Genomic DNA, 25,811 nt, shown 5'->3' on the forward strand with positions numbered 1-25,811 from the left:
GCTGTCGCCTGCCTCGATTGTCCTTGTCTGCCGCGGTCTGTCATTTCTTGCCGGGCCCTCAATGCGACAGCGAAAAGCGCGCGGCAAGCTCCACGTGGTTCGACCAGCGGAATTGATCGACAACCTGCACCCAGTTGAGCCGGTAGCCGGCATCGGTCAACAGCTTTGCATCGCGGGCAAATGTCACCGGATTGCAGGAAATTGCCGCGATCACGGGCACCTGTGCCTCGGCCAGCGCCTCGGTCTGGGCCTGGGCGCCGGCGCGCGGCGGGTCGATGACAATCGCGTCATGGGCGGCCAGTTCATCGGGGCGCAGCGGCCGGCGGAAGAGATCGCGCGCCTCTGTCGTCACCTGGCGCAGCCCCTGGGCATGGCGCCAGCCGCGGTCGAGCGCGCTCAGCATCTCGGGCACCGCCTCGACCGCGTGGACCGTGGCGCGCCGGGCCAGCGGAAGAGAGAACGTGCCGGAGCCGCAGAACAGGTCGGCGATCCTCTTCGCGCCGTCGGTGATCTCTTCGATCGCGGCCAGCAGCGCGGCCTCGCCCTCGCGCGTGGCCTGCAGGAAGGCGCCGGGCGGCGGGCTGACCCGGACCGGGCCAAAGACCTGTTCGGGCGGATGCCGGGTGGCGATCACCTCGTCCTCCCAGGCGATCCGGGCCAGGTCATGCGCCTCGGCCAGCGCCGCCAGATCCATCCGCAAGCGTCCGTCCAGCGCCTTGCCGCCGCGCGCCAGCACGTCCAGCCCGTTCTCCGTCTCGGTCAGTGTCACCGCCAGCGCGCCCTTGCGCGAACCGCCGAGCTTGGCCAGCTCTTCGGCCACCGGCAGCCCGGCGATCAGCGCGGGCCGCAACAGATGGCAGTTCGGAATTTCCGTGATCACACCCGAGGCACGGCCGTAAAACCCCGCCATGGCGCCCTTTTTCGTCCGCCGCGCCGCAACCGTCGCGCGTCTGCGGGACATCGGCGGCGATGTGATCACATCACGGAACTCGGCCTCGATACCCTGCGCCGTCAGCGCCTGTCGCACCACACCCAGCTTCCAGGCGGCCACGAAGTCGTCCGAGGCATGCTGCAACCCGCAGCCGCCGCAGCCCCTGTAATGCGGACAGGGGGCGGCAACACGGTCCGACGACGGCGTGACGATCTTCGGCTCCAGCAGCCGGTCGCCGTCACGCCGGCCCTCCACCTCTTCGCCGGGCAGGGCCCGCGCCACAAATACCGGCCCGGGCGCGATCCCGTCGCCCTGGTGGCCCAATCGCTCGATCCGAAGGCGCTCGGTCTGGCTCAAGGCGCAACTCCTGCTTCATCTTTGCAAAAATACTCCGTTACCGACAGCGGCAACAAAGTCAAACGCCCGGCCTATTCGGCCGCTTCCGTCTGGATGAAGCCCCCGGACTGCCGGGTCCAGTACTGCGCATAAAGCCCGTTCTGCGCGAGAAGCTCGGCATGGGTGCCGGATTCCGCGATCTGCCCCTGATCCAGCACGACGATCCGGTCCATTTCGGACAGGGTGGACAGCCGGTGCGCGATGGCCAGCACGGTCTTGCCCTCCATCACCCGGTGCAGCGCCGACTGGATCGCGGCCTCGACCTCGGAATCCAGCGCGCTGGTCGCCTCGTCCAGCACCAGGATCGGCGCGTCCTTCACGATGGCGCGGGCCAAGGCGATGCGCTGCCGCTGCCCGCCGGACAGTTTCACGCCGCGTTCGCCCAGATGTGCGTCGTAGCCGGTGCGGCCGCGATGGTCCTTCAGACCAAGGATGAAGTCATGCGCCTCGGCCTTCTTCGCGGCGGCGATCATCTCCTCGTCCGTGGCGCTTGGCCGGCCATAGAGGATGTTGTCCCGCGCCGAGCGGTTGAACATCGCGGTTTCCTGCGTGACCATCGAGATCTGCCGCCGCAGGCTTTCCTGCGTGACATGGGCCAGGTCCTGCCCGTCGATGGAAATCTTCCCGCCTTCTGGCGCATAAAGCCGCAGCAGCAGCGCCACGAGCGTGGATTTCCCGGCACCCGAGGCGCCGACGATGCCCAGCTTTTCGCCCGGCGCGATGTCGAGGCTCAGCGCCTGGACCCCGCCTTCCTTCCGGCCGTAGGTGAAATCCACGTCGTCGAAGCTCACGCCGGCTTTGGTAACCTCAAGCTCGGTCGCGTCGGGCGCATCCTCCAGCCGGTCGCGCGGCGTCAGGGTGCGGATGCCATCCTCGATCTCGCCGATATTGGTGAAGATGCCAAGCGAGGCAAAGCTGACCCATCCCGTCATCGTGGCCAGCCGGGTCGAGATCAGGCCGGCGGCGGCGATGTCGCCCGTGGTGGCCAGCCCCCGGCCCCAAAGCCAGAGCGCAAGGATGATCAGCGCGGTCGGCAGCAGCCCCGCCAGCGTGAAGATCCACAGCCGGAAGGTCACCACGGTCGAGGCCCAGGCGATGCCGGATTCGCGATAGCCCGACAGCGCGCCCTCGGTCGCGGTCTCTTCGGCCTCGCCATGGGCGAACAGCTTCACGGTGCGGATGTTGGTGATCGTGTCGACGATCTGCCCCGTCACCACGGCCCGCCGCGCCGCGCGCAGCTGCGAGCGTTCGCGGATGCGCGGCAGGAAGTGTTTGACCAGGTAGACATAGGCCACCAGCCAGACCGTCACGGTCAGACCCATCCGCCAGTCCACCGCCCCCAGCAGCAGCGCGGCCGAGACCACGGCGGCCAGCGCGTTGCCGATGATGTTGGTGCCCTCGGTCACCACCTCGGTCAGCGCGCGCGAGGTCTGCTGGCTTTTCTGCGCGATGCGCCCGGCGAAATCGTTGTCGAAATACGACAGGCTCTGCCCCAGCGTATAGCGGTTCACCCGGTTCAGCGTCAGCGCATAAAGGTTCGGGCCCAGCGTGACCGAGTTGAAGGCCGCGTTGGCCGCCATCGAAAGCGGCCAGATCAGAAGGTAGAACACCGCCAGAAGCACCACCGCCCAGGCGTGTGACACCAGGAAACCGGGCCCCACCGCCTGCGCCTGGTCGATCACCCAGCCGATCAGCCAGAAGCCCAGAACCGTCGTGATGCCCACGGAAATCGACGCGGCAATCGCCAGCCAGATCTGCGTCCAGGCGCCTTCCAGCACCCAGCGCATGAACGGCAACAGCTTTTGCGGCGGATAGCCCTCGGCCTTGCGGAACGGGGCGATCGTGTCAGCAAGCCGTTGATAAATCGGGGGGATATCAGCGACTTTGCGTTCCGCAACCTCGCCGTCAGGCCATCTCATGCATGTTGCTCCGAAAGGGGCGGCCTTATTCGGCCGCCTCGGGGTTCAGAAATCCACCGGATTGACGTGTCCAGAAACCGGCATACAGGCCGCCTTTGGCTAACAAATCGCTATGCGAGCCCTGTTCGGCGATGCGGCCCCGGTCAAGGACGATGATCCGGTCCATATGAGCAATGGTAGAGAGCCTGTGCGCGATGGCAATGACGGTCTTGCCGGACATCACGTTATAAAGAGTCTCCTGGATCTGCGCCTCGACCTCGGAATCCAGAGCGCTTGTCGCCTCGTCCAGCACCAGGATCGGCGCGTCCTTCAGGATCACGCGGGCCATGGCGATCCGCTGCCGCTGCCCGCCCGACAGCTTCACGCCGCGCTCGCCCACATGGGCGTCATAGCCGCGCCGGCCCTGCTTGTCCTGCAGGCCAAGGATGAAGTCATGCGCCGCCGCCTGTTTCGCCGCGTGGATCATCTGCGCCTCGGTCGCGTCGGGGCGGCCGTACAGCAGGTTGGCGCGGATCGACCGGTGCAGCAGCGAACTGTCCTGCGTGACCATGCCGATCTGCTGCCGCAGCGAGGTCTGGCGCACATGCGCGATATCCTGCCCGTCGATCAGGATCCGCCCGGCTTCCGGATCGCGGAACCGCAGAAGCAGGTTCACGAGCGAGGATTTCCCCGCCCCCGACCGGCCCACCAGCCCGACCCGTTCGCCGGGATGGATGGTCAGGTCCAGCGCATCCAGCCCGCCGGCGCCCTTGCCGTAATGCTGGGTGACATGGTCAAAGCGGATCTCGCCCTCCGACACCTTCAGCGCCGGCGCCTTGGGTTCATCGACCAGCGCATGAGGCACCGCGATCGAGCGCAGCCCCTCGCGGATGACGCCCATGTGTTCGAACAGCCGGATGGTGACCCACATGATCCAGCCCGACATGCCGTTCAGCCGCATCACCAGCGCCGAGGCCGCCGCGACCTCGCCGATCGTCACCGAACCGACCGACCACAGGTACATCGCAAGCCCGAGGATCCCGCAGATCATGGCCCCGTTGAGGAAGTTCAGCAGGAAGTGCATTTCCGTCATCAGCCGCAGGAAGCGCTGCAGCCGCAGCCGGTGCCGGCGCATGGCCGACAGGACATAGCCCTCTTCCTGCTGCTCGTCGGCGAACAGCTTCACCGTCTCGATGTTGGCATAGGCGTCCACCACGCGCCCCGTCACCATGGACCGCGCGTCCGACGCCTTTTCCGAGGCGATGGCGACACGGCGGGCCAGCATGATGTTGTAGCTGATGTAGGCGCCCAGCCACAGCGCCAGCGGCAGCACCAGCCACAGGTCGAAGGCCGCGATCATCACCGCGGCGGAAATCACGTAGACCAGCGCGAACCAGACCGCCTCGAACATCATGTAAGAGCTGTCTTCGACCGCCGGGCCCTGCTGCATCACGCGGTTGGACAGCCGCCCGGCAAAATCGTTCTGGAAGAAGGTCATCGACTGGCCCAGCATGTGCCGGTGCGACCGCCAGCGGACAAGATCCTGGGTGTTGGACACCAGAGTCTGTTCCAGGAACAGATGCGCCAGCCCGATGATGAAGGGGCGCGCGCCAATGATCGCGATGGCCGCGATCACCAGTTCCAGCCCGTTGTCCCGCCAGAAGGCCGCGACACCGCTTTCCGACATCAGGTCGATCAGCCGCCCGGTGTAGAACAGCAGCGACACCTCGACCACGGCGACGCAGACCGACATCACCGCCATGACGGGCAGCCATTTGCCGAAGGGCTTCAGCATCGACAGCATGTAGGGCACCAGCCGCCTGGGCGGCGTGGTGTCGGGATGGTCGATGAAGGGGTCGATCAGATCCTCGAAGGTTTTCAGGATCTTGCCCACAGGTTTCATGATGCGCGCGTTCATTCCGCCGCCTCCACATCCGTTCCGATGAAACCGCCCGATTGCCGCGCCCAAAGCCCGGCATAAAGCCCGTCGCGCGCAAGCAGTTTCTCATGCGTGCCGTCCTCGACGATGCGGCCGGCATCCATGACAAGGATCCGGTCCATCGCGGCGATGGTCGACAGGCGGTGCGCGATGGCGATCACGGTCTTGCCCTCCATCATGCCGTAAAGCGTTTCCTGGATCGCGGCTTCCACCTCGGAATCCAGCGCGCTCGTCGCCTCGTCCAGCACCAGGATCGGCGCGTCCTTCAGCATGACCCGCGCCAGCGTGACCCGCTGGCGTTGCCCGCCCGACAGTTTCACGCCGCGTTCGCCGACCTGCGCGTCATAGCCGGTGCGGCCCTGCGGATCGGCGAGGGACTGGATGAAATCATGCGCCTCGGCCTTTTTCGCGGCGGCAATCATCTCCAGCTCGGACGCCTCGGGACGGCCGTACAGGATGTTCTCGCGCACCGAGCGATGCAGCAGGGCGCTGTCCTGCTGGACCATGCCGATGTGCCGCCGCAGGGTTTCCTGCGTCACGGTAGAGATATCCTGCCCGTCGATCAGGATCCGGCCCTGTTCCACGTCGTAGAACCGCAAGAGCAGCTTCACCAGCGTCGACTTGCCCGCGCCGGAGCGCCCGATCAACCCGATCTTCTGCCCCGGCTCGATCACCAGGTCGATCCGGTCAAGCCCGCCGGTGCCCTTGCCGTAATGGTGCGACAGGCCGTCGATCTTGATCCGGCCGCGCGGCAGGGCCAGCGGCTGGGCATCCCGGGCGTCGATCAGGTCGATGGGCTGCGACAGGGTTTCCAGCCCTTCGCGCACGATGCCAAGCTCGCGGAAGAAGGTGGTCAGCGCCCACATGATCCAGCCGGTCATCGCGTTCAGCCGCAGCGCCAGCGCCGTGGCCGCGGCCACGATCCCGACCGAGGCGCTGCCCTGCATCCACAGCAGTACGGCCCAGCCGACCACGCCGATGATCAGCAGCCCGTTCAGCGTCACCAGCACGACATCCATCGTCGAAAAGATCCGCATTTCGGCCCGCGCGGTATCCAGCGCGTGGTCGTTGGCCGTTTTCATGTGCTGCAGTTCCAGGTCGTGATGCGCGAACATCTTGACCGAGTGGATGTTGGTGTAGCTGTCGACGATGCGGCCGGTCAGCTCGGACCGCGCTTCGGAAAACGCCTGGCTGGCGGGACCGACGCGCTTCAGCGTCCAGTGCATCAGCACGACGTAGCCGGCAAACCACAGCAGCATCGGCACCAGCAGCCGCGCGTCGGCGGCGAACAGCAGGACGCCGGCGCCCACAAGGTAGGCCAGCGCGAAGGTCAGCGCGTCGAAGGTCTGGAACACGACCTCGCTGGCGGCCATCGGCGTCTGCATGATGCGGTTGGCGACGCGGCCGGCAAAGTCGTTCTCGAACCAGCCGACCGACTGGCGCATCACCTGCCGGTGCGCGCGCCAGCGGATCAGAGTGGTCATCTGCGGCAGGATCGTGTTGTTGAGCAGCAGCACGTCGATCACATGCAGCGCCGGCCGCAGCAGAAGCGTCAGCAGCGCCACGACGATCAGTTCGGTGCCGTGATCGGCCCAGACCTGCGCCGGGTCGCCCACCAGGATGTCGACGACCCGGCCCATGTAGGCGATCAGCCCGACCTCGACGGCGGCCACGACGACCGACATCAGGCCGGCCGCCCAGAAGACACCGCGGAAGGGGCGGCAATAGTCACGGAAGAACGACCAAAGGCCGGCCGCCGGACGGTCGGATTCGGAATAGTCGACATAGGGGTCGACCAGCGTCTCGAAGAAACGGAACATGGAATAGTACCTGTCGGAGCTCGTACAGAAACAGAGCGGAATTTTACTGAAAAAGGGTTAGATGCGCAGTCCGGGCGGTGGCCGGACCGTCACGAAGATCGGTCGGCCTCAGCCGTTTCGAAACCAGATCCCGTGATACATGCGCATCCCTCCGACGATGGTGATGTGCGGGTCAATTACATGAGGAAAACATGTTTGTCACCCCTCTTGGGTGCGCGACATTTCCAAAAGCGCGGCGCGGGTCAGGGTGAACCCTGACGCGATCCAGGCTTGTTCCAGTCTTTTCAATTGCTTGCCTAGAGCAGCGCCAGAGTGTTCCTGCATCAGGTCGCGCGCCGTCACGGGGAAATCCGCCGCTGCGCCGACCTCGGCCTGGTGCAGTTCGTCACCGCTCAGGGGCTGTTCCAGTAGCGCCGCGCGCAGCAGCAGGGCGTCGCGCGCGATCCCGGCCCCGTGGCGATAGCCCAGCTCGGCTGCGCTTTGGCCGGCGGTCGCCGCCTCGCGCAGCAGAACCGCACGCGTTCTCTGCGCCCTGGACAGCCGCAGCGTCTGAACCGTGTCCTCTCCGCCCAGCGCCGCAAGACGCCGCATGGCCTCCGGATCAAGGCCGAAGCGCTGTTCCAGGTGAACCAGGGGCGCCAGCGCCCGGTCGTCCGCGCCGGGCAGGAACCGGGCCAGGGCCCCGGTCATCCGCATCGCCGCCACCGCCGGCGCCGGATCGGGCGCGGTCAGAAGCTTCACGCTTTCGGCGCCGACCCGTTCGCGCGACAGGCCGTCGAGCCCGTCGAGGTTGCGGGCGATCGCGTCCAGCGCCTCGGCATCCATGCCGGCGGCGGCATCGCCGTACCAGGCATGGAAGCGGAAGAACCGCAGCGAACGGAGGTAATCCTCGCGGATCCGGTGCGACGCGGTGCCGATGAAGCGCACGTGCCGCGCCTTCAGGTCCGGCAGACCGCCCAGCGGGTCGGTCACGGTGCCGTTGATCCGGGCATAAAGCGCGTTCATGGTGAAATCGCGCCGCCGCGCATCCTCTTCGATCGTGTCGGCAAAGGCCACGACGGCGCGGCGGCCGTCGGTGCGCACGTCGCGGCGAAAGGTCGTGATTTCAAAGGGTTCGTGATCGGCCACCACGGTCACCGTGCCATGGTCGATCCCCGTCGGCACCGGCTTCAGCCCGGCAGCCTTCGCCAGCGCGATCACCCGCTCGGGCCGCGCATCGGTGCAGATATCCAGATCCGACACCGGCACGCCCAGCAGCGCGTTGCGCACGCAGCCGCCGACGAACAGCGCCTGGTGCCCGCCGTGTTCAAGCATCGCGCAGACCGCGCGGGCCGGCGCATGGTCCAGCCATGGCGCCGAGAGCCGGGTCATGCCCGCATCCGCTCGGCAAAGGCGCGCAGCATCCGCGCGGTGGCACCCCAGATATAGTAGGGCCCGTAAGGCACGGTGAAATAATGCCGCTGACTGCCGCGCCAGCGCCGCGACTGGACCGAGTAATGCGCCGGCTCCAGCAGGTGATCCAGCGGCACGGCAAAGGCTTCCTCGACCTCGCCCGGTTCGGGGCGGATGGTGAAAGGCGTTTCGATCAAAGCCACGACCGGGGTGACAAGGAAGCTGGTCACCGTCTCATGCGCCGGCATGGTGCCCAGCACGCGCACCGCGTCGCGCGGCAGCGCCACCTCTTCCTCGGCCTCGCGCAGGGCGGCGTCGATCACGTCCGCGTCGCCCTCGTCCTGCTTGCCGCCCGGAAAGGCGATCTGCCCCGGATGATGTTTCAGCGCCGATGAGCGTTTCGTCAGAAGCACCCGTGGGGCCGTCCCGGTCACGTCGATCCCCAGCAAGACGCCGGCGGGCCGCAGTTTCCGGCCCGGCGGCAGCTTTACCTCGGGGTTCAGGTCGAAATCGGACGACCTGTCGCCCGCGCGTCCAAGCGCGCGGACGATCCGGTGTTCAAGCGCGCCCGGCGCGCTCACGGCGCGTCCTTCTTGGCCTCGAATCCCAGCGTTTCGGGGTCGAGGTCGTAATGCGCGCCGCAGAACTGGCAATCGGCGGTTACGCGGCCCTCGTCGGTGGTCATCTTCTCGATGTCCTTGGCCGAGTAGATCGACAGCGATTGCCGCACGCGGTCCTCGGAGCAGGTGCAGCCGAAGCGCACCGCCTGGGCATCGTAGACGCGCGGTTGTTCCTCGTGGAACAGCCGCACCAGCAGGTCGGTCGCGGACACGCGCGGGCCGATCAGCTCCATGTCCTCGACGGTGTCGAGCAGGATGTTGATCCGGTTCCAGTTCTCCTCCTGCTCGCCGTCGATCAGGTCGGCGGCGCGCAGGATCTCGCCCTCGCCCTGGCTGGTGGCCACGAAGGGCGACGCCTTGGGCATGTGCTGGATCATGATCCCGCCGGCGCGCCAATGCTCGGGCTCGTCCGCGGTCGAGGATCGCCCGAAGCTGAGCGCGAAGCGCGTCGGCAACTGCTCCGACTGCGCGAAATAGGCCTGCGCACACTGGGCCAGCGATGTGCCGTCCAGCGGGGTGATCCCCTGGTAGGGCGCGGTGCCCTTGCCCTGGTCGATCAGGATCGCGAAATACCCCTCGCCCACCTGCGCGAAGGGCGGCTCATCCGTCAGCCGTTCGGCATCATAGCTGGCATAGGCCCGGATCTGTGCCGGCACGCCGTCTTCCTTGGGGGCGTAGTAATCGGTGGCGATCATTCGCACCGCCCCCTTGGACTGCACCTGCAGCGACAGCTTCCAGCGCAGGTTGATGGTCTGGCCGATCAATGCGGTCAGCAGCGCCATCTCGGCGACCAGCGCCTCCACCTGGGGCGGGTAATCGTGTTGCTTCAGGATCCCGTCAAGCACACCGTCAAGCCGCGCCACGCGGCCGCGCATGTCAGAGGCATCAAGCTGAAAGGGCAGGACCGTGTCGTCCCACGCGAGTTTGGATCCGATGGTCATGGGGTTTCCTTGGTTGCCGTGGATTGGCATATCGCGCCTATATAGGCGGAACAAGCAGCGTTGAAAGAGGCAGTCATGATCCGACGGTTCGGAGAACCGCCCGAGGCCGGGCGGAAATATACACGACGGATCGGGGCTTATGCCCTGCTTGAGCGCGACGGAGGCCTTCTGGTCACGGTGCAGGAAGACCCGGGGCCCGAGCTGCAATTGCCAGGCGGCGGGGTCGATCCGGGCGAATCCCCCATTGCCGCGCTGCACCGCGAGGTGCACGAGGAAACCGGCTGGTCGATCTCGGCGCCGCGCCGGGTGGGGGCGTTCCGGCGCTTCACCTACATGCCGGAATACGACCTTCATGCCGAGAAGATCTGCCTGATCTACATCGCGCGGCCCGTGCTGTGCCACGGCGACCCGATCGAGCCGGGCCATACCGCGATCTGGCTGGAGCCCGATATCGCCGCCGAGGCGCTTGGCAATGCCGGCGACCGCTATTTCGCCGCCGCCCTGGCGCGGGGCATCGCGGCGGAGTGATCCGCGCGGCCCGGTGATCCGTTTTGCCCGGTGATTCATGGTGGCGGGGTCTGACCGTCTGCGCTGCCCGCCTGTCGCCGGCATTGCGGTCCGCGTCCGGCTTGCGGATGCGGGGCGGGCGGGTGGGAGCATCCGCAAGCCGGACGCCCTCTCCTCCTCGCGCAACCGGATCAGTCCGATGATGGCGTGCCGGTATATTCGAACAACGTGGCCGAGACATCGTCGTCCAGCCCGTCGGCCATCTGCCCGGCCAGCCGGTCATAGAGGTCGTCCATGAATGCCCGCCCGCAGCGCTCGGGCGGCGCCTCGGACACCAGCCGCAGCAGCCCCTCCTCCTCCAGCATGCCGCCGGTTTTCAGCCGCGCCTCGGTGAACCCGTCGGAATACAGCAGCAGCCGGTCGCCGGGCTGCATCCGCACCACGGTCTCGTCGTGGCTCACGCCGGGGATCAGCCCGACGGGCACCCCGCCCTGCCCGACAAATCGCATCTCGCCATCGGCCCGGATCAGCAGCGGATGCGGATGCCCCGCCTGCACCAGCCGCACGATCCCCCGGCGCAGATCCGCGATGGCGTAGGCCATCGTGAAGTATTCCGAGATCCCGACATCCGCCAGCAGCCGCGCGTTCAGCGCCCGCGCCACGCTGACCGGCGGGCGCAGCGCGTTCAGCCGGCCGAACCGCCGCGCCACGGCGATGTTGTGCTCCAGATGCGCGTTGCTCAGGTAGGAACCGATCCGCGCCGTCATCATCGCCGAGGTGATGCCATGCCCGGACACGTCGATCGAATAGAACCCGACCCGGTGCGGCCCCGGAGAGAACATGCCCACCAGATCCCCGCCGATATGGCCGCAAGGCTTCAACAGAAGGCTCACCCGCCCGCCGTCGAAGGCGCGGTCGAAATCCGGCACCAGCGATTCCTGGATCGTCTTGGCCTGCAGAAGATCCCGGTCGATCACGTCATAGGCATCCTGCAGCTCGCGCAGGGTGGCCTGGATCACCTCGTTCTGCGACGACAGCTCCCGCTGCATCGCGATGATCCGCTCCCCGGCGGAAATCCGCGCCCGCAGCTCGTTGGCATTCACCGGCTTGGTCAGGAAGTCATCCGCGCCCGCGTCCAGCCCCCGCGCGACATCATCGGCCTTGCCCTTCGAGGTCAGCAGGATGAAGTAGCCGTAATTCGCCGCGCTGCGCTGCCGGAACTGCCGACACAGCTGCAGCCCGTCCATGCCGGGCATCATCCAGTCGCTCATGACGACATCCGGCCTGCTTTCTGCCGCGCGGGCCAGCGCCTCCTCGCCCGAGGCGGCCTCGTCCACGATGTAACCCCATTTCTTCAGCAGCGTGGCCAGAAGCCTTCGCTGCGGCTGGCTGTCATCGACCACCAGCACACGAAGCGGCGCGGCGTCGTCCGGGTCCCGGTCCCGGGTCTGGCCCACATTCTGGCCCAAGCACTGGCACTGGTGACGCTCCGCCGCCCTGCCGCGCAGGGTGGCCGGGCCCGCGTCGCCACCGGCGCCGGCCGCCCCCTGGGGCGCGTCGTCCGGTCGCTGCTCTGGAGCCATATCGGGAAGATGTGCGGACAAATGGGCCTGCGGATCTGTTCCGCCACGGGCCTCCGCAGCGTTCATGGGATTGCGCCAGCCTGCCCTGCCGCCCTTAACGAGCCCTGAACCCTAAAATCCGGTCATTTCAAATTGCTACCTTTACATGGCCTTAACGGCACCGGCCCCAGTGTCCACCGGCCCGGGGCGGAGAGGTGGCTTGTTTTGGAAAGGTCGGACCATGAAAGCGATCCAGTCATGATCGATTGGTCACGTGTCCGCGAATTGCTCGACGAGGTCGGCAGCGACGATTTCGAAGAGGTCGTGCGGCTTTTCCTCGCCGAGGTCGAGGGGATCGTGACCGGTCTGCAGTCCAACCAGGGTCAGCAGCCAGGGCAGATCGCCGCCGGACAGGGGCCCGACGCGGCCTCGGTCGGCGACACGATCACCCCGCTCGAGGCACAGCTTCACTACCTGCGCGGCTCGGCGCTGTGCCTCGGGTTCACCAGTTTCTGCAGGATCTGCCTTGAGGTCGAACAGAAGGCCGCGCGCGGCCGGGCCACGGCCGAGCATGTCTCGGAAGTGCTCTTTGCCTATTTCGGCGCGAAAGCCGAACTGCTCGGCGGCCTGTCCGGCGTGCTGGCCACGGAAACGGCCGGCGACATGCCCGGCTCGGCCATCCGCAGCTGATCGGCCGGTCGGCCCGCGCGCCCGTGCCCTACAGGACGAACTGCGCGACCGTCTCGTCGTCGGTGATGTCCTGGTAGGTCATCCCGGCCCCGTTCAGCCGCGCGAAGAGCCGGTCGAAATTCGCCGGATCCTTCGTTTCGATCCCGATCAGGACCGACCCGAAGTTCCGCGCCGATTTCTTCAGGTATTCGAAGCGCGAGATATCGTCGTCCGGCCCGAGAATATTCAGGAATTCCTTCAGCGCGCCGGGCCGCTGCGGCAGCCGCAGGATGAAGTACTTCTTCAGCCCCATGAACCTTTGCGAGCGTTCCTTGACCTCGGGCAACCGCTCGAAATCGAAATTCCCGCCCGAGGTCACGGCCACCACGGTCTTGCCGCGGATCTCGTCGCGCAGCTCGTCCAGGGCCTCGACCGCCAGGGCGCCGGCGGGTTCCAGGACGATGCCCTCGACGTTCAGCATCTCCAGGATCGTGCGGCACAGCCGGTCCTCGCCCAGAACCAGCACGTCATGCACCGGCACCCGGCTCAGGTGCTGGAAGGTCAGCGCCCCGATCCGCGCCACCGCCGCGCCATCCACAAAGTTATCCACACGCCCCAGAGAGACCGGCGCGCCCTCGGTCAGGGCGGCGTGCAGGCAGGCCCCGCCCGACGGTTCCACGAAGCGGCAGGCGCTGCGCCCGTCGAGCCAGGAATAGACCCCGGCCGACATGCCCCCGCCGCCCACCGGCAGAACCACCATGTCAGGCGCATGACCCAGCTGATCGACCATTTCCACGGCCAGCGAAGCCTGCCCCTCGATCACGTCGGCATCGTCGAAGGGCGCCAGGAAATGCCCGCCCTCGCGCGCGCACCACTCCTGCGCGGCCGCAAGCGTCGCATCGAAATAATCCCCGACCATGTGGATATCCACATGGTCCTCGCCGAACATCCGGGTTTTCATCACCTTCTGTTCCGGCGTCGTCACCGGCATGAAGATCACGCCCCGCTTGCCGAAATGCTTGCACATGAAGGCCACGCCCTGTGCGTGGTTCCCGGCACTGGCGCAGACGAACAGGTCCTGCTCCGGCAGCTTGCGCATCGCGTTCAGCGCGCCGCGGATCTTGTAGGACCGGACCGGGCTCAGGTCCTCGCGCTTCAGCCAGATATCGGCCTCGTACCTTTCGGACAGCAGGGTGTTCCGCTGCAGCGGTGTGGGCGGGAAGACATCGCGCATCGCCTGTTCGGCGGCGCGGGCGCGGTCCTGGATACTCGAATGCTCGCTCATCGCCCTTCTCTGCCCCGTCGCAGACGCGGATACAAGCGTCCCGACCTTGCCGAACCATGCAAAAAAGGATAACCGCCGGGGCGTTCAACGAAGGAAACCCAGATGTCCGCGCCGAAGAAAGTTGTGCTCGCCTATTCCGGCGGCCTCGACACCTCGATCATCCTCAAGTGGCTGCAAACCGAATACGGCTGCGAGGTCGTGACCTTCACCGCCGATCTTGGCCAGGGCGAAGAGCTTGAGCCGGCGCGCGCCAAGGCCGAGATGATGGGCGCCACCTCGATCCATATCGAGGACCTGCGCGAGGAATTCGTGCGCGATTTCGTCTTCCCGATGTTCCGCGCCAATGCGATCTACGAAGGGCTCTACCTGCTTGGGACCTCGATCGCGCGGCCGCTGATTTCCAAGCGGCTGGTGGAAATCGCCGAGGCCGAAGGCGCCGATGCGGTCGCCCATGGCGCCACCGGCAAGGGCAACGATCAGGTGCGGTTCGAACTGGCCGCCTATGCGCTGAACCCCGACATCAAGGTGATCGCGCCTTGGCGGGAATGGGACCTGACCTCGCGCACGAAGCTCATCGATTTCGCCGAAAAGCACCAGATCCCGATCGCCAAGGACAAGCGCGGCGAAGCGCCGTTCTCCGTCGATGCGAACCTTCTGCACACCTCGTCCGAGGGCAAGGTGCTGGAAGATCCGGCCGAGGCGGCGCCGGATTACGTCTATCAGCGCACCGTGTCGCCCGAAGATGCGCCCAACGAACCCGAATTCATCGAGATCGGGTTCGAAAAGGGCGATGCCGTGTCGATCAACGGCGAGGCGCTCTCGCCCGCCACGATCCTGACCAAGCTCAACGAGCTGGGCGGCAAGCACGGGATCGGCCGGCTGGACTTTGTCGAAAACCGCTTCGTCGGCATGAAATCCCGCGGCATCTATGAAACCCCGGGCGGCACCGTCCTGCTGGAAGCGCATCGCGGGATCGAGCAGATCACGCTCGACAGCGGCGCGGGCCACCTGAAGGATTCGCTCATGCCGCGCTATGCCGAGCTGATCTACAACGGTTTCTGGTTCTCGCCCGAGCGCGAGATGCTGCAGGCCGCCATCGACAAGAGCCAGGAACATGTCACCGGCACCGTCCGGCTGAAGCTGTACAAGGGCGCGGCGACCTGCGTCGGCCGCTGGTCGGATCACTCGCTGTACTCCGAGGCGCATGTCACCTTCGAGGACGACGCCGGCGCCTACGACCAGAAGGACGCGCAGGGCTTCATCCAGCTCAACGCGCTGCGCCTGAAGCTGCTGGCCGCCCGGAACCGCCGGCTGAAGTGACACGCCATTCGGCACCCCGTTGACACGGACGGGGTGCCCGTATTCGATCCTGTCACCCAACAGATGGAGTGACGAGGGTGGACGCGCAGAAATTCCTGGATGCCCAGGACAAGGTCTGGCCGCAGGTCGTGCGGGAATTGCGGCGGGGCGAGAAGAGCTCGCACTGGATCTGGTATGTCTTTCCGCAACTTGCCTCGCTCGGTCGGTCCGAGCGCGCGCGACACTACGGCATCGCTGACCTGGCCGAGGCCGAGGCTTATCTCGATCACCCTCGGCTGCGCGAGCGGCTTGAAGAGGTCTGCGACCTGCTGCTGATGCATCGCGGGTCGTCGCCCGAAGACATCCTTGGCCCGGTCGATGCGCTGAAGGTGCGGTCGTCGATGACGCTCTTCTCGCGGGTCGACGGCGCCCCCGAGGTCTTCGACACGGTGCTGGACGTCTTCTACGACGGCGACCGCTGTCCCGAGAGCGACGCGGCCGAGTGATCGCTCTGCTCGAAGCGGGGCCAACCAGCTCCTCCCGGTCCGAAGTTCAGGCGCCGAGCCGCAGCCCCCCATCCGCTCGTAACAGGGCAGCGCCTCTTCCGTCAGCGCGGCGTAGGCCCGCTTTGCTAGGCGCTTGTTCCGGTGCCTGAAATCTTCCGCTCCGACAGCGCGTCCCAGGTGCGGCCGCCCACGATCCCGTCGGGCAGTATCCCGGCAGCGATCTGCGCCTGCCGCACCGCCAGCAGTGTCGCCGGTCCGAAATCGGCATCCACCGGCACCGGGCAGCCCCGCGCGGCCAGCGCCCGTTGCAGCCGTTCGACCTCTGCCCCGAAGGAGCCCAGGTGCAGAACCGGCCCCGGCGCCTGCCCGGCCCCCACGGCCACCGCCCATCGCGCGGCGATCTCGCGTTTCGCACGGGCCAGGCAGGCCTGCCGGTCCTCCAGCCCGTTCAGCCGGCCGTTCACCTTGCGCGTGACGGCCAGCAGGTCATCGGCATCGCAAAGCGGGTTGATGTCGTGATCGGTCCAGTAGACGCAGGCGATCCGCAGCGACGTCACGGGATCGGCGGCCAGCTCGGGCTGATCCTCCAGCGGCAGCGCCATCAGCCCGCCGTAGCGGCGGTAATTGTTGCGCCCGGTCAGCTGCAGCAGCCCGCGCCCCTTGAAGCGCGGCCCGTCGCCCGGTTCGGTATTGCCCAGGTCGGCGCGGCCCTCGTAGGCGGTGCCATCCGCGAATTCCTGCGTGGTGCGGAAGCCCGCGCATTCATGTGTGATCTGCGCCATGAAATGCGCGATCCTCAGCGGCGTGTCGATCTCGAATTCGGCCAGAACGGACGAGATCCGGTCCGACAATGCAAAGACGATGCGGCGCTGTGCCAGCGCCTCTCGCCCGGAAAAGACCGGGGCGATGGACAGGAGGAATTGACCGTCAAGCGGGATCATCTGCGCCTCAAGGCAAGCGGTTGGCCGAGGATCGCGGCGCACTGACTTGGGGTCAAGGGCCCGTGAGGCGCGTTGCAGCCTGTTGCGAGGCGGCGCGCTCTCCGTGCATGATCCCAACGGCCCATTTGTGGAGAGAACCCATGCGGGTAATGGACAAGTTGAAACTGCGGGTAATGGACAAGTTGAAACCGGCGCTTCTGGCCACGGCCATCGGACTTGCGCTGTGCACCGGCCAGGGCGCGAAGGCCGAACAGCTGCGCACGCTGACCGTCGCGGGCGGCTGTTTCTGGTGCGTCGAGGCCGATTTCGAAAAGGTGCGCGGCGTGCAGGAGGTGGTGTCGGGCTTTACCGGCGGCACGGTGGAAAACCCGACCTACAAGCAGGTCGTGCGCGGCGGCACCGGCCACTACGAGGCGGTCGAGATCACGTTCGACCCAACGGTCGTGTCGCGCGAACAGCTGCTTGAACTGTTCCTGCGGTCGGTCGATGTCACCGATGCGGGCGGCCAGTTCTGTGACCGGGGCGACAGCTATCGCACCGCGATCTTCGTCAAGACCGAGACCGAGCGCGACATCGCCGAAGAGGTCGTCGCCGAGGCGGAGGCCGATCTGGGCCAGCAGGTCGTGACCCCGGTGCTGGAGCTTGGCCCGTTCTACCCGGCGGAAGAGTATCACCAGGATTACTACAAGGGAACGAAGCTGATCCTGACCCGGTTCGGACCGAAGAAGAAGGCCGAAGCCTACAAGGCCTATCGCGCCGCCTGCAATCGCGACACGCGGGTGCGCGAGCTGTGGGGCGACGATGCGCCCTTTGTCGGAGGCTAGGCGCCGGCTGTGACACCCGGCCGGTAAGGTGTTGGGCCCGGAGGCGCCCGGCGGCGTGCCACGGCCTAGAACTGCGCCTCCTGCACGTCCTTCAGGTCGGGGATGACGTCCGCCGTGCCGTGCCGCGTCACCATGATCGCGGCGGCGCGCATCGCCTGCGCGATGGCCTGCGGCATCGGCAGACCCCGGTCGATCCCCGCGATCACGTAGCCGGTGAACGTATCGCCTGCCCCGGTGGTATCCACCGGCGTCACCTTGAAGGCCGGGAAATCCCGTGCGCCCTCGGCCCCGTACCAGCGGCAGCCCCGCGCGCCCAGCGTCACGATCACGTCGGCCACCGGCAGCGCATCCGGCGCCAGTCCGGTCGCCGCCTCAAGCTGCTGGGCCTCGACCTCGTTCAGCACCAGAAGGTCGAGCAGCGGCAGAACCGCCTGCACCTCGTCCCGGTCGAAGGGTGCCGCGGCATAGGCCACCCGCAGGCCAAGATCGCGCGCCATCCGCGCGGCCTCGGCCTGGGCATTGGTTTCGTTCTGGGTGACGAAGAGATCGCCGGCCTCGGCCTGCGCCAGCGCGCGGCCCACCAGATCCATGGAGATCGCCCGGTTCGCCCCGCCGTGGATGATGATCAGGTTCTCGCCCGAGGTGTCCACCGCGATGATCGCATGGCCCGACACCGCGTCGACCTCGCCGATAAAGCGGGTGTCGACGCCGTATTCCAGCAGCCGCTGCACCATCCACTGTCCGTCCGCACCGACCGCGCCGACATGCGCCACCCGGCCCCCGGCCCGCGCGGCGGCGACCGACATGTTGGCCCCCTTGCCGCCCAGGCCCCGGCTCATGCCGCTGGCGGCAAGCGTTTCGCCCGGCCCCGGCAGGTGGGGCACGTCATAGACGAGATCGGCGTTGATCGAGCCGAGGTTCCAGATGGTCATTCACCAGATCCGATGTTGCAGGCGGCGATCACCGCCATGTCGAGGATGTCAGTCCTGCGTCTCCCCTCAAGGCGCCCGACCTGATACCGCAGCCCCCCGCTTTCGACAACATGCGGGGCGGTGCGGGACAGGGCGCGGGCGTTTTCGCCTTTTCGGGCCAGAGGCGCATTTGTAAGGTCGCGCAAATCAGCAGGACCGGGGGTGATCGTGGCCGCAGTGACGCCGATGATGGCGCAATATCTCGAGATCAAGGCAGCGCATCCCGACGCGCTGCTGTTCTATCGCATGGGCGATTTCTACGAGATGTTCTTCGACGATGCGGTGGCAGCGGCCGAGGCGCTGGACATCGCGCTGACCAAGCGCGGCAAGCACGAGGATCAGGATATCCCGATGTGCGGCGTGCCTGTTCATGCGGCCGAAGGCTATCTTCTGACGCTGATCCGCAAGGGGTTCCGCGTGGCCGTGGGCGAGCAGCTGGAAAGCCCGGCCGAGGCGAAGAAACGCGGATCGAAATCCGTGGTGAAGCGCGACGTCGTGCGGCTGGTGACGCCCGGGACCCTGACCGAGGACGCCCTGCTGGAGGCGCGGCGGCACAATTTCCTCGCCGCCTTCGCCGTTCTGCGTGACGAGGCGGCGCTGGCCTGGGCCGATATCTCTACAGGTGCGTTTCACGTGATGCCCCTGTCGCTGGCGCGGCTGGGCCCCGAACTGGCGCGGCTGGCGCCGGCGGAATTGCTGGTGAGCGACGGGACTGTGTCTCAATTCGAAGACACTGTCTCAGATATGGGAGTACCGGTCACACCGCTGTCGCGCGCCAGTTTCGACAGTTCCGGCGGCGAGGCGCGGCTGTGCGACCTGTTCGGGGTGTCGACGCTGGATGCCTTCGGCAGTTTCACGCGCCCCGAGGTGTCGGCCATGGGCGCGCTGATCGATTACCTGGACATCACGCAGAAGGGGAAGCTGCCGCTGCTGCAGCCGCCCCTGCGCGACCGGGCCGAGCGTAACGTGCAGATCGACGCAGCCACGCGCCGCAACCTTGAACTGACCCATGCGCTGTCCGGCGGGCGGGCCGGGTCGCTCTTGTCGGTGATCGACCGGACGCTGACCCCGGGTGGTGCGCGGCTGCTGGAGACACGGCTGTCCTCGCCCTCGCGCGATCTGGAGGTGATCCAGTCGCGCCTTTCCGCGCTGGACCTGCTGATCGAAGACCCGCTGCTGCGCGAGGACCTGCGCGCGGTGCTGCGCAAGACGCCGGATATCGACCGGGCCCTGTCGCGCCTCTCGCTCGACCGGGGAGGACCGCGCGACCTGACGGCGGTGCGGGCGGCGCTGGAGCACGGCGCGCGGATCGCGGAGCGCGCAGCGGACAGCGGGTTGCTGGCCGAGGCGCTGACGGCACTGACGGGATTCTCCGCGCTGAGCCAGCAGCTTGACGCGGCGCTTGTCGCGGAACCGCCGTTGCTGGTGCGCGACGGCGGGTTCATCGCCGAAGGGTTCCACGCAGAGCTCGACGAGGCGCGGACATTGCGGGACGAGGGCCGGGGTGTCATCGCCTCGATGCAGCAGGAGTACATCTCCGAGACGGGGATCAACTCGCTGAAGATCAAGCACAACAACGTGCTGGGCTATTTCATCGAGACCACGGCGACCCATGCGCAGAAGATGCTGTCGGCGCCGCTGTCGGACAAGTTCATCCACCGGCAGACCACGGCGAACCAGGTGCGCTTTACCACCGTGCAGCTGTCGGAGATGGAAACCAAGATCCTCAACGCCGGGGCCCGCGCGCTGGAGATCGAGAAGCGGCTGTTCGAAGAGCTGCGCCGCGCCGTGCTGGACCAGGCACCGCGCCTGCATCAGGCCGCGCGGGCGCTGGCCGAAACCGACCTGGCCGCGGGGCTGGCGGATCTCGCCGCCGGCGAAGGCTGGACGAAACCGCGCGTCGACGACAGCCGCGCCTTCGAGATCACGGCTGGCCGCCACCCAGTGGTGGAGGCCAGCCTGCGCCGCGACGGCGCGCCCTTTGTCGCCAACGATTGCACGCTGACCGCCCGTGACGGCGCGGCGATCCACCTGCTGACCGGCCCCAACATGGCCGGTAAGTCGACCTACCTGCGGCAGAACGCGCTGATCGCGCTGCTGGCGCAGATGGGCAGCTATGTCCCGGCCGACAGCGCCCATATCGGCTGTGTCAGCCAGATCTTCAGCCGCGTCGGCGCGGCGGACGACCTTGCGCGCGGGCGATCGACCTTCATGGTCGAGATGGTCGAGACGGCAGCGATCCTGAACCAGGCGGACAACGCCGCGCTGGTGATCCTGGACGAGATCGGGCGCGGCACGGCAACCTATGACGGTCTGTCCATCGCCTGGGCCACGCTGGAACACCTGCATGCGCAGAACGCCTGCCGCGCGCTCTTTGCCACCCATTACCACGAATTGACCCAGCTGGCCGGCAAGCTGGAAGGGGTCGAGAACGCCACCGTCGCGGTCAAGGAATGGGAAGGCGAGGTGATCTTCCTGCACGAGGTCCGGCAGGGCGCGGCCGACCGGTCCTATGGCGTGCAGGTGGCACAGCTGGCCGGACTTCCGGCTTCGGTGGTCGAACGGGCCCGTACCGTGCTGGAGGCGCTGGAACAGGGCGACCGAGAGGGCGAGGCGCGCCCGAAGGCCCTGATCGACGATCTGCCGCTGTTCGCCGCCGCCCCGCCGCCCGCGCCGAAACGCCCCGACCCAAGCCCCCTGGCCGACATGTTGAAGGACATCCATCCCGATGACCTGACGCCAAAGGCGGCGCTGGAACTGGTCTATCGCTTGAAAGACGCCGCACGGACCTAGGTCTAAAGACAGGACATCACTACATCGGCGGGACAAAGGTCCGCGCGTGGTGCTATACTTTCGGTTGTACAGACTTCGGAGTCGCAATGACCCGTATTATGATACTCGAAGACGACATGGACTTTGCCGAGATGCTGAAGATGGATCTCGTGCACCATGGCTACGAGGTCGATGTCACCGATTCCGGCAACGAGGCGTTCGAACTTCTGTCGCAGCAGGATTATGATCTGCTGATCGCCGATATCTACATCTGGAAGGACGGACAGGTTGCGCGCGATGGCGGGCTGCTGCTGACCGGGCGGTTGCAGAACATACGGGTATCGAACGAAAAGGATCGGCGCGGGTCTCTGCCGATCATCGTGATCTCGGGCGCGGCGCGCCGGCCGGGCCAACACCATATCCTGGATGTGGCCAAGTCGCTGGGTGCCGACGCCGTGCTGGCCAAGCCCTTTGCTCCGGAAGACTTGCACAACATGATCGACCGGCTTCTCGCAAGCTACCGGCCCTGATCCGCCGGGCCGCGCGTCTGCCGCGGCCGGACCTCGCGCAGGGCGGCGGCAAGCTCTTCCGGCATGCAGGGCTTCTGCAACACCGGGAAGGTATACTGTTCCTGCGCCTCGACCGACAGGCTGATATAGCCTGACATCAGCAGGATGCCGCTGTCAGGGACGCTCTTGCGCACCCGGCTCGCCAGTTCGATGCCGTCGATGCCGCCGGGCATGACGACGTCGCTCAGCAGGATGTCGAAATCGGTGCCCTCGTCGATCAGCCGCACCGCCTCGGTCGCTTGACTGGCCGGTATCACCCTGTACCCCATGTCGGTCAGCATCTGCGACATGGCGAACAGCAGGTCCGGTTCATCCTCGACCAACAGCACCCTCTCGCCGGCGCCCTGTGGAACGCTGGGGCGCGATTGCGGCTGTTCGCGCTGATCGGCCTCGTTCCCGCGCGGCAGGGTCAGGCAGACCGTGGTGCCGCGGCCGACATCGGAATACATCCGCATATCGCCGTTGGATTGCCGGACGAAGCCGTAGACCATCGCCAGGCCAAGCCCGGCGCTGTCGCTGTCGGACTTGGTGGAGAAATAGGGATCCGTTGCGCGTCGCCGCACCTCGGGCGTCATGCCGGGGCCATTGTCGGTGACCGTGATCTCGACAAAGCGCAGGTCGCGGTCGCCGGGTTCATGGGCATAGACCTGACGGTGCAGCAGGCCCGGGCTGCTGGTGGTCACGCTGCGGGCCTTGATGCGGATCCAGCTGCCCGTCCCGCTGGACCGGATCGCGTCACGGCTGTTCAGCACCAGGTTCAGCAACGCGGTGTCCAGCTGCGCGGGATCGCAGAAGACCCTCAGGTCGGGTTCGGACAGCTCGAACACCAGCTCCACGTTTTCCTCGACCGCCGGGCGCGCAAGCTGTTCCAGGTCCTTCAGGACCTCGGCGACGGGGCGCGACTGGCTGCTGCCGGGGTTGCGCCTGGCAAAGGTCAGCAGGCGCGAGGTCAGGTCCCTGCCCCGGCTGACGGCGTTGTGCGCACGGGTCAGCATCTCCTGGGCCCTGCCGGGCTCGGTGTCCTTGCGGGCGATATCGACCGCGTAGAGGATCGTTGCCAGCAGGTTGTTGAAATCATGCGCCACACCGCCGGTCAGCTGGGCCAGCGCATCCAGCCGGCTGTTGCGCTCGATCTGTTGCCGGTTGCGTTCCTGGTCGGTGACGTCGTCGATCACGAGGATCGCACTCAGTTCGCCCAGCTGCTTGTCGAGCGCGGCGCTGGACAGCCGGATATACAGGTCGTTGTCGGGCCGCGTGGTGTCGCGCAACAGCAGGATCCGGCCCTTCATCTGCTCGCCGGTCTGGACCTCGTCCAGCAGCTGCCCGATGCTGAACCCCTCGCCGTCATCGCCGGGCGGGCTCAGGCGCAGGTGCCCGGGCCAGGAAAAGGGCGGCACGGAGTCCGGCAGTTGCAGGATGGCGCGGGCGGCCGGATTGGCAAGCACGATCCGCCCCTGCCCGTCCATCCCGGCAAGCCCGCCGGACAGGGCCGAGAAGACCGCTGCAAAGCGCCTTTCGCGTTCCACGGACAGGAAGTAGTCGCGCCGCAACAGGATGCCGAAGCCCCCCAGCACCAGCAGAAGCGCGGCCGTGGCGGCCAGGCTCTGGATCCGCAGGCTGCGCACGACCTCGGCGATCCGGTCGTTCATCGCGTCCCGGGTCAGGGTCAGGGTGGCATAGATCTGGCGGGAGGCCGGGACATCGTCATAACGGACCCGCGCGTCGATCTCGGCGATTGGCAAACCCTGCGCATGAAGCTGGCGCACCGTGTCGGCCGCCGCGCCATAGGCGAGAGCCGCGTCGCGGACCGCTTCCACCTCCAGGCCAAGCCCCGCCTCCGCCGCGAGGCCGGACAGGGTATCGAGCTGGCTTGTCGCGAGCGCGGCGTTTTCCTCGGTCTCCGCGCAATAGCGCGGCTCGTCCGGGCGCAGGACGCAATTCTTGAAATCGTGGATCATGCCATCGAAACCGATGGTCGCCAGCAGGTCCTGTGCGGCAGCTTCGAAGCGCAGTTCGGTGTCGCGCAGCCGGTCCGTGCCGTTCTCAAGCCGCCAGAACGACCAGCCCAAGAGCCCGAGCATGACCACCACGGCCAGCACGCCAAGCCCGATGTCCCGTTTCAGGGTATCCCCGACTGCCATTCCATCCCGTTCATTGCCGCAGAACGCCGGATCCGGCGTCCTGCCCACAATCGATCAAAGTGAACGGCCCGTCGACGATAAATTGCGTTGACGGTTTCTTTAATCTTGCCCTGGTTGCAGGGCGCCCCCCGGGGATGGCGGGGCCGGTGTCGTCCGCTGCGGGCTTAGCCCGGGTTCGACGACACGCCGACCTGCGCGGGGCGCAGCAAACGGTCGTGCAGCATGAACCCCTCGGCCGAGACCTGGATGATCTCGCCGGCCTTGGTGCCGGGCACCGGGGCCTCGAACATCGCCTGGTGGACCTGCGGATCGAACTTGTCGCCCACGGCGGGGGAAATCACGTTGATCCCGTGCTTGGTGAACACATTCACCAGCTCGCGCATCGTGAGCTCGACACCTTCGATCAGCGCGGCCGACACGGCCTTCTGCTCTTCGGAGGCGGATTCGACCGCGCGCTTCATGTTGTCGTAGACCGGAAGCATGTCGCGGGCCAGTTTCGACCCACCGTAATTCTCGGCCTCACGCCGGTCCTTTTCGGACCGCTTGCGCGCGTTTTCCGCGTCGGCCAGCGCGCGCATGAAGCGATCGCGCAGCTCATCACGTTCGGCCCGCAGCGCGTCCAGCTCGATCTCGTCGGCATCCGCCTCGTGCAGTTCGGCCTCTTGTTCCTCGGCCTCCGCATTGGCGATATCGTCGAGAAAATCCTCGTTCCTGGGCTCTGCCATTGGTCACCTCTAGTTTCGGTCGGAAATCAGCCGCCCGACCAACTGTGCCGTGTAGTCCACGATCGGCACGATCCGTCCATAGTTCAGTCGCGTCGGGCCGATCACGCCCACCGCACCGATGATCTTTCGATCCGCGTTCATATAAGGAGAGACCACCAGAGAGGAACCCGAAAGCGAAAAAAGTTTGTTCTCGGAGCCGATAAAAATGCGCACGCCGTCGCCGTCCTGCGTCAGGTCGAGGAACTCTGCGATGTCGCGCTTGCGTTCGAGATCGTCGAACAGGGTCCGGATGCGGTCGATCTCTTCCTCGCCGCCCTCGCCCAGCAGATTCGCGCGGCCGCGCACGATCAGCCGCTCGGCGCCCTCGCCGGAATTGTCCCAGACCGCCAGGCCGCTTTCGACCAGCGCATGGGCCAGGCTGTCGATCTCTTGCCGGCGGGCGGTGATCTCTTCGCCGATGACGCCGCGCAGCTCTCCCAATGTGCGCCCTTCGATCAGGGCGTTGAGAAAATTCGCCGCCTCGCGCATCGAACTGGGCGTCTGTCCGGGCGGTGGGGTGAACAGCCGGTTTTCCACATGCCCGTCGGAAAACACCAGCACCACCAGCGCGCGGTCGGGCGAGAGCGACACGAACTCGATATGCCGCAGCCCGGCCTCGTGTTTCGGCGTCAGCACCAGTGAAGCGCTTTGCGTGACGCCCGACAGCGCCGAGCCGACCTTGTCGAGCAATTGGGTGACATCGGTGGAATTGCCGCTGACCGTCGCCTCGATCTTCTCGCGGTCGGTGACGGCGACATCGTCGACCTCCAGCAGCGAATCGACGAACATCCGCAGCCCGCGCTGCGTGGGCACCCGGCCGGCGGAAATGTGCGGACTGTCGAGCAGGCCGAGATATTCGAGATCCTGCATCACGTTGCGCACCGTTGCCGCCGAAACCTGTTCCGACAGGCTGCGGGTCAGCGTCCGGGAGCCGACGGGTTCTCCGTTCTCCAGGTAACTTTCGACCACGCGCCGAAACACTTCGCGCGAACGGTCATTCATGCTTTCCAACACGTCGCTGGTCTTGGTCATCTGCGAAACCTTGCCTGGCGCCTCATTAAAAT

General features: G+C 66.7%; 21 protein-coding genes. 7 read left to right on the forward strand and 14 right to left on the reverse strand.

The window, feature by feature from the left end; translation table 11 throughout:
• Positions 1–58: 58 nt before the first annotated feature.
• The 7 genes from ATO3_RS06115 to hslO form a co-directional block, all read right to left on the reverse strand.
• Positions 59–1,288: a class I SAM-dependent RNA methyltransferase gene (locus tag ATO3_RS06115; RefSeq protein WP_088648938.1), complete on the reverse strand. Its 1,230-nt coding sequence runs from the start codon at positions 1,286–1,288 to the stop codon at positions 59–61.
• 71 nt (positions 1,289–1,359) lie between these two features.
• Positions 1,360–3,246 carry an ABC transporter ATP-binding protein gene (locus ATO3_RS06120; protein WP_088648939.1) on the reverse strand — a complete coding sequence of 629 codons (1,887 nt, stop codon included), beginning with the start codon at positions 3,244–3,246 and terminating at the stop codon, positions 1,360–1,362.
• A gap of 25 nt (positions 3,247–3,271) precedes the next feature.
• On the reverse strand, positions 3,272–5,143 hold the full coding sequence (locus tag ATO3_RS06125; protein WP_233152046.1) for an ABC transporter ATP-binding protein: 1,872 nt from the start codon (positions 5,141–5,143) through the stop codon (positions 3,272–3,274).
• Positions 5,140–6,984 (reverse strand): ABC transporter ATP-binding protein, encoded by a 1,845-nt coding sequence (locus ATO3_RS06130; protein ID WP_088648940.1) that lies wholly within the window; start codon positions 6,982–6,984, stop codon positions 5,140–5,142. Before ATO3_RS06130 ends, ATO3_RS06125 begins: the two co-directional genes overlap by 4 nt.
• Positions 6,985–7,182: 198 nt before the next feature.
• Positions 7,183–8,355, reverse strand: a complete 1,173-nt coding sequence (locus tag ATO3_RS06135; protein WP_088648941.1) for a CCA tRNA nucleotidyltransferase — start codon at positions 8,353–8,355, stop codon at positions 7,183–7,185.
• Positions 8,352–8,957, reverse strand: coding sequence for a CoA pyrophosphatase (locus ATO3_RS06140; RefSeq protein ID WP_088648942.1), 606 nt, complete (start codon positions 8,955–8,957; stop codon positions 8,352–8,354). The genes ATO3_RS06135 and ATO3_RS06140 overlap by 4 nt, the downstream gene beginning before the upstream one ends.
• A complete protein-coding gene (gene hslO / locus ATO3_RS06145) occupies positions 8,954–9,937 on the reverse strand; it encodes an Hsp33 family molecular chaperone HslO (protein ID WP_088648943.1) in 984 nt (327 codons plus the stop codon). Before hslO ends, ATO3_RS06140 begins: the two co-directional genes overlap by 4 nt.
• A 75-nt stretch (positions 9,938–10,012) precedes the next feature.
• On the opposite strand from hslO, the gene ATO3_RS06150 reads away from it, so the two are divergent.
• Positions 10,013–10,465 (forward strand): NUDIX hydrolase, encoded by a 453-nt coding sequence (locus ATO3_RS06150; protein WP_088648944.1) that lies wholly within the window; start codon positions 10,013–10,015, stop codon positions 10,463–10,465.
• Positions 10,466–10,635: 170 nt separating this feature from the next.
• Here the strand turns inward: ATO3_RS06150 and ATO3_RS06155 are convergent, their stop codons facing one another.
• Positions 10,636–11,913, reverse strand: coding sequence for a PP2C family protein-serine/threonine phosphatase (locus ATO3_RS06155; protein ID WP_233152047.1), 1,278 nt, complete (start codon positions 11,911–11,913; stop codon positions 10,636–10,638).
• 351 nt (positions 11,914–12,264) lie between these two features.
• Between ATO3_RS06155 and ATO3_RS06160 the strand changes: the two genes are divergently transcribed.
• Entirely contained in the window at positions 12,265–12,696 is a 432-nt protein-coding gene (locus tag ATO3_RS06160; RefSeq protein ID WP_088648946.1) for an Hpt domain-containing protein, read from the forward strand.
• A 28-nt stretch (positions 12,697–12,724) separates the two neighbouring features.
• Here ATO3_RS06160 and ilvA read toward each other — a convergent pair whose 3' ends face one another.
• Positions 12,725–13,960 (reverse strand): threonine ammonia-lyase IlvA, encoded by a 1,236-nt coding sequence (gene ilvA / locus ATO3_RS06165; RefSeq protein ID WP_088648947.1) that lies wholly within the window; start codon positions 13,958–13,960, stop codon positions 12,725–12,727.
• Positions 13,961–14,062: 102 nt separating this feature from the next.
• On the opposite strand from ilvA, the gene ATO3_RS06170 reads away from it, so the two are divergent.
• On the forward strand, positions 14,063–15,280 hold the full coding sequence (locus tag ATO3_RS06170; RefSeq protein WP_088648948.1) for an argininosuccinate synthase: 1,218 nt from the start codon (positions 14,063–14,065) through the stop codon (positions 15,278–15,280).
• A 77-nt stretch (positions 15,281–15,357) separates the two neighbouring features.
• A complete protein-coding gene (locus ATO3_RS06175) occupies positions 15,358–15,765 on the forward strand; it encodes a DUF1810 domain-containing protein (RefSeq protein ID WP_233152048.1) in 408 nt (135 codons plus the stop codon).
• A 125-nt stretch (positions 15,766–15,890) separates the two neighbouring features.
• Here ATO3_RS06175 and ATO3_RS06180 read toward each other — a convergent pair whose 3' ends face one another.
• On the reverse strand, positions 15,891–16,706 hold the full coding sequence (locus ATO3_RS06180) for a peptidoglycan-binding protein (protein ID WP_088648950.1): 816 nt from the start codon (positions 16,704–16,706) through the stop codon (positions 15,891–15,893).
• Positions 16,707–16,846: 140 nt separating this feature from the next.
• On the opposite strand from ATO3_RS06180, the gene msrA reads away from it, so the two are divergent.
• Entirely contained in the window at positions 16,847–17,530 is a 684-nt protein-coding gene (gene msrA / locus ATO3_RS06185) for a peptide-methionine (S)-S-oxide reductase MsrA (protein WP_408630802.1), read from the forward strand.
• A gap of 65 nt (positions 17,531–17,595) precedes the next feature.
• Here msrA and ATO3_RS06190 read toward each other — a convergent pair whose 3' ends face one another.
• On the reverse strand, positions 17,596–18,462 hold the full coding sequence (locus ATO3_RS06190; RefSeq protein ID WP_088648952.1) for a ribokinase: 867 nt from the start codon (positions 18,460–18,462) through the stop codon (positions 17,596–17,598).
• A gap of 225 nt (positions 18,463–18,687) precedes the next feature.
• Between ATO3_RS06190 and mutS the strand changes: the two genes are divergently transcribed.
• Complete coding sequence (gene mutS / locus ATO3_RS06195) at positions 18,688–21,294, forward strand: DNA mismatch repair protein MutS (protein ID WP_088649354.1); 2,607 nt, start codon at positions 18,688–18,690, stop codon at positions 21,292–21,294.
• An 86-nt stretch (positions 21,295–21,380) separates the two neighbouring features.
• Entirely contained in the window at positions 21,381–21,803 is a 423-nt protein-coding gene (locus ATO3_RS06200; RefSeq protein WP_088648953.1) for a response regulator, read from the forward strand.
• Here the strand turns inward: ATO3_RS06200 and ATO3_RS06205 are convergent.
• The 3 genes from ATO3_RS06205 to hrcA form a co-directional block, all read right to left on the reverse strand.
• A complete protein-coding gene (locus ATO3_RS06205; RefSeq protein WP_088648954.1) occupies positions 21,791–23,983 on the reverse strand; it encodes a response regulator in 2,193 nt (730 codons plus the stop codon). The two genes, ATO3_RS06200 and ATO3_RS06205, sit on opposite strands and share 13 nt — an antisense overlap.
• A gap of 164 nt (positions 23,984–24,147) precedes the next feature.
• Positions 24,148–24,708, reverse strand: a complete 561-nt coding sequence (locus tag ATO3_RS06210) for a nucleotide exchange factor GrpE (protein ID WP_088648955.1) — start codon at positions 24,706–24,708, stop codon at positions 24,148–24,150.
• Between the two features lie 9 nt (positions 24,709–24,717).
• Complete coding sequence (gene hrcA, locus ATO3_RS06215; protein WP_088648956.1) at positions 24,718–25,779, reverse strand: heat-inducible transcriptional repressor HrcA; 1,062 nt, start codon at positions 25,777–25,779, stop codon at positions 24,718–24,720.
• Positions 25,780–25,811: the final 32 nt, after the last annotated feature.

Origin of the sequence: Marinibacterium profundimaris (assembly GCF_002210095.1) — a bacterium.
Taxonomy (GTDB): domain Bacteria; phylum Pseudomonadota; class Alphaproteobacteria; order Rhodobacterales; family Rhodobacteraceae; genus Marinibacterium; species Marinibacterium profundimaris.